At 69.5% G+C, this 2,047-nt stretch carries 2 protein-coding genes; one reads left to right on the top strand and one right to left on the bottom strand.

Going from position 1 to position 2,047, the window contains the following annotated elements; genetic code table 11:
• On the bottom strand, positions 1-887 hold an 887-nt coding region (locus NTW26_07290; GenBank protein MCX7022060.1), incomplete at its 3' end, for a HEAT repeat domain-containing protein.
• Between the two features lie 139 nt (positions 888-1,026).
• Here NTW26_07290 and NTW26_07285 point away from each other — a divergent pair.
• Positions 1,027-1,689 (top strand): DUF2085 domain-containing protein, encoded by a 663-nt coding sequence (locus tag NTW26_07285; protein MCX7022059.1) that lies wholly within the window; start codon positions 1,027-1,029, stop codon positions 1,687-1,689.
• Positions 1,690-2,047 lie beyond the last annotated feature (358 nt).

Below are 2,047 nucleotides of genomic sequence, written 5' to 3'. Positions count from 1 at the left end.
GTGTAGCCGGTGAAGTGGCAGTGGATGTGGCTCCCGCGGTCGGTCACGAGCATCAGGCTGGCGTTGTCGGTGGCGACGACGTTGACCTCGATGACCTCGCCGGTGACGACGGTGGCGCCGCGCGGGGTTTCCCAGTGCAGGTCCCAGCCGAAGGCCTCCCCGCCGGTGTCGTACTCGGCCAGAAGGCGCGCCGCGCGGTCCGAGGGGCTGGCCTCCAGCTCGCGCCGGACCGCCTGCTGCATCGTCTCGTCCGGCGTCTGCAACATGATGTGATAGAGGCAGTCCACCCCGTCCTCGCCCAGGTGGCCGAGCTCTGCTATCATCTGCTTTTTGGCCCCGGCCGCCGTGACGGGGTCGAAGAAGGCGTTGAAGAAGATGGGCACCAGGTCGGGGTCGCGCAGCATGCCGAGGGCCTTGACCGTCTCGGTCTGGATGCCGCCGTCGGCGGACTTGAGGCCGGGGAGGTAGGCCTGGGCGGGGACGTCGCCGAACTGCTGGAGGGCCGCGAGGGCCGCCTTGCGCATGGCGGGGTCGTCGTCGGTTATCTTGGCCGCCAGCGGCTCGATGGCGTTGCGGGCGCCCATCCGGGCCAGCACCGGCGGGACGGCCAGGCGCACCGTGGGGTCGGGGTCCGAGCGCATGGCCGCCACCAGGGCCATCGTCGCCCCTTTGTCCCCTATCTCGTCCAGGGCGTCCACCACCGCCAGGCGCAGGTTCACGTCGTCCAGGTAGTCCAGCGACTCGGTCAGCTCGAAGAGGTAGTCCCGGTCGCCCAGGAGCGCCTTCTCTTTGTGGAACTCGATGTCCCGGACGTCGTGGACGGCGCCGCAGCCGGCGAGAAAAACAGCCAGAGCGGCCGAGAGAACGAGAATGAACCCGCGCGGCATATCCACCCCACCTCGTGATACTGCCTGGTCATTATAAACCAAAACCGCCCGCGAGGGGGACGATACCTTGAGGCGCGGGGCTTGAGCCCCTTGTCCGGAACCGCCCCGCGGGGGATGACGCCTTCGGGGTGTAGGGGTGATGACGACGGTCGAATTCCTGGAAGAGGCGGCGCGGGCCGTCTGCCACCGGCTCCCCGGCCTGACGCCGACGGTGGGGGGCCTGGCGCTTTTGTGCTGGCGCTGCACGGGGATATACGCCGGCGCGGCCCTGGCGGCCCTGTACGTGGTACTGCGGGGGAGGCTGGGACGGGGGCTGCCGGGGAGGCGGGGATTAGCCCTGCTCTTCGTCTGGGCGGCGCCCCTGGTGGCGGACGAAATTCTTGTTACCCTGGGCGTGTGGGACCCGCCGGGATGGTGGCGGCTGGTCACGGGGGCCCTGGGCGGCGCGGCGTTGATGCTCATTGCCCTGGGCCTTTTGGGCGGGAGCTGGCGCCGGGCGCGGGCGCGGAGGACAGGGGAGCATCTCGACCCATCGGACGGCGCGGTCGGCGGGGTGGAAGCGGGTTTACTGCCGCCGTCTGTTTGCGTCATCCTGTTAGGTTGCATGTTGCTGGGCGAGGCGGGGCGGTGGGTGCTGGAGCCGTTGGGGCTCCTCGGCGCCCTGGCGGCCTTTTCCCTGGCGGGGGCGCTCCTGTTGTCGCCGTGGCCGCCGCTGACGCGGGGGGGATGGTGGGGTTACGGCGCGGGGGCGTTGGCCGTCGGCCTGGCGGTGTGGGTGATTTTATGGTTTTTACGATGGTAGTCCGTAGGGGCGACCGTCCACGGTCGCCCGCGGGCCGACCTAAAGGTCGGCCCCTACGTCATCGCAGCGTGGCAATGACCGGGGTGAGGGTAGCCCCATGTCCCCTCTCCTTCCCAGGGAGAGGCGCGCCTACGGGTTAGGGTGAGGGTCGGAGCCGGGAACGTGAAAACAGCGGCCCGCGGAGGGGCCGCCCTACGTCATCGCAATTTGCACGGCGGGCAGATTACCCGCCGCCCTTAAAAAAACCGGCCGACCCGCCCCGATGGCTACTCGGTTATCTCCTCCAGCACCACCTCGCGCAGGTACCGCGCCGCGTCCTCCGGCTTCGTCGGGTTGATATAGAAGCCGGTCCCCCACT

Source organism: bacterium (assembly GCA_026398675.1).
Lineage (GTDB): Bacteria > RBG-13-66-14 > RBG-13-66-14 > RBG-13-66-14 > RBG-13-66-14 > RBG-13-66-14.
This window is presented reverse-complemented; position numbering and strand designations above follow the sequence as displayed.

Excerpts from the sequence above, each read along its gene's own strand:
- NTW26_07285 (MCX7022059.1), top strand. The coding sequence starts at position 1,027 with ATGACGACGGTCGAATTCCTGGAAGAGGCGGCGCGGGCCGTCTGCCAC.